The organism is Geminicoccus sp., from assembly GCF_035556675.1.
GTDB lineage: Bacteria > Pseudomonadota > Alphaproteobacteria > Geminicoccales > Geminicoccaceae > Geminicoccus.
The window spans coordinates 1-2,174 of the sequence record NZ_DATMFZ010000275.1; the positions used below are offsets into that span (position 1 = coordinate 1).

Below are 2,174 nucleotides of genomic sequence, written 5' to 3' on the forward strand. Positions count from 1 at the left end.
GCAGCGCACGCGCTGCGTCTATTTCTACGACACCGCCACCCCCTGCAACAAGCGCACCCCCGGCTCGGGCTGCTCGGCCATCGGCGGGATCAACCGGCAGCATGCGATCCTGGGGACGAGCGAGCACTGCATCGCCACCAACCCCTCCGACATGGGCGTGGCGCTGGCCGCGCTGCGTGCGAGCGTGCGGGTGGCAGGCCCGGACGGAGAGCGGACCATCCCGTTCGGCGAGTTTCACAGGCTGCCGGGCGACGAGCCGCAGCGTGACAACAATCTCAGGCCCGACGAGCTGATCCTCTCGGTCGACCTGCCGGCCGAGCGTTTTGACACCAACTACACCTATCTGAAGCTGCGCGAGCGGCTCTCCTATGCCTTCGCCCTGGTGTCGGTGGCGGCAGCGCTGCGGCTGGAGGACGGCAGGATCGCCGAGGCGCGGCTGGCGCTGGGCGGCGTCGCGCACAAGCCATGGCGGGACGAGGCGGCCGAGGAGGCGCTGAAGGGCCGGCCGGCGGAGCGGGCGAGCTTCGCGCAGGCGGCCGACCGGATCCTGAGCGGCGCCAGGGGCTTTGGCGAGAACGACTTCAAGATCGAGCTGGCGCGCCGCGCGGTGGTGCGTGCGCTGGAGCAGGCGGCGGCGGGCACGCCGCAGTCCCAGTCCGACAAGCGCATCCAGTGAGGGGCAGGACCATGGCGCAAGTTTCCACCGCTCCTGGACAGTCCCCGGTGAGGGGCTATGTCGGCACCGGCCAGCGCCGGGTCGACGGCGCCAGGAAGGTCACGGGCCAGGCGCGCTATGCCGCCGAGTTCCCGGCCGATGGCCTCCTGTATGGCCATGTCGTGTCCGGCGGCGCACTCGCCAACGGCATGATCGAGCGGATCGACACACGTGCCGCCGAGGCGGTCGAAGGCGTGGTGAGGGTGTACACCCACGAGAACCGGCCGAGGCAGCCCTGGTTCGAATCGACCTACCAGGACCAGGTGGCCCCGCCCGGCATCCCGTTCCGGCCGCTCAAGGGCGCGAAGATCGTCTATAGCGGCCAGCCGGTAGCGCTCGTGGTGGCGCGGAGCCTGGAGGTGGCGGCCTATGCCGCCTCGCTGCTCGAGATCACCTACCGGGAAGAGCCCTTCCGGACCGACCTCGCCGCCGAGCAGCAGAACGCCTACGAGCCGCCCGAGAAGCGTTCCGGGATCGAGCCGCCGCCGCCGGCCAGGGGCGATGTCGAGCGGGCGCTGGCCGAAGCGCCGGTCAAGGTGGCGGCGTCCTATTTCATCGCCGCCGAGCACCACAACCCGATGGAAACCCACGCCAGCACGGTGGTGTGGAAGGACGGCAAGCTGACGGTCTACGACAAGATCCAGGGCGTGCTGGCCTCCAAGGAATATCTCACCGAGGTGTTCGGCCTCGCCCCGGACGACGTCCAGGTCGTCTCGCCGTTCGTGGGTGGTGCGTTCGGGGTGGGCCTGCGGCCGCAGTACCAGCTGTTCCTGGCGACCATGGCGGCGCTCGACCTCCGGCGCTCGGTGCGGGTGACGCTCACCCGGGACCAGATGTTCACGCTCACCTACCGGCCGCACACTATCCAGCACCTGGCGCTGGGGGCGGACCGGGACGGGCGGCTCACCGCCATCCGCCATGAGGCGGTGGCCGCCACCTCGACCTTCGAGGACTACCAGGAGGTCGTCGTCAACTGGTCGGGCCTGGGCTATCGCTGCCCGAACGTGGCGTTCGACTACAAGCTGGCGAAGCTCCACACCTATACGCCGTCCGACATGCGCGCACCCGGTGCGACCACCGGCGTGTACGGGCTGGAATGCGCGATGGACGAGCTCGCCCATGCAGCCGGCATCGACCCGCTGGAGCTGCGCCTGAAGAACTATGCCGAGGAGGACGCCAACACCGGCAACCCGTTCACCAGCAAGCAGCTCCGGGACTGCTACCGCCAGGGTGCGGAGCGGTTCGGCTGGTCCGGGCGCAACCCGGCGCCCCGCTCGATGCGGGAAGGGCGGGAGCTGATCGGCTGGGGCCTGGCGACCGGGTTCTGGGAGGCCTCCATGCAGCAGACCAGTGCCCGCGCGGTCCTCTCGGCCGATGGCCGCCTGGAGGTGGCGACGGCCACGGCCGACATCGGCACCGGCACCTACACCATCCTGGCGCAGATCGCCGCCGATGCCAT

The 2,174-nt window shown here is 70.3% G+C and carries 2 protein-coding genes; both read left to right on the top strand.

All coding sequences use genetic code 11. From position 1 onward, the window contains the following. A partial coding sequence (locus VNS22_RS19280; protein ID WP_325735297.1) for an FAD binding domain-containing protein occupies positions 1-676 on the top strand: 676 nt, incomplete at its 5' end. An 11-nt stretch (positions 677-687) separates the two neighbouring features. Continuing rightward, on the top strand, positions 688-2,174 hold a 1,487-nt coding region (locus VNS22_RS19285; protein ID WP_349261843.1), incomplete at its 3' end, for a xanthine dehydrogenase family protein molybdopterin-binding subunit.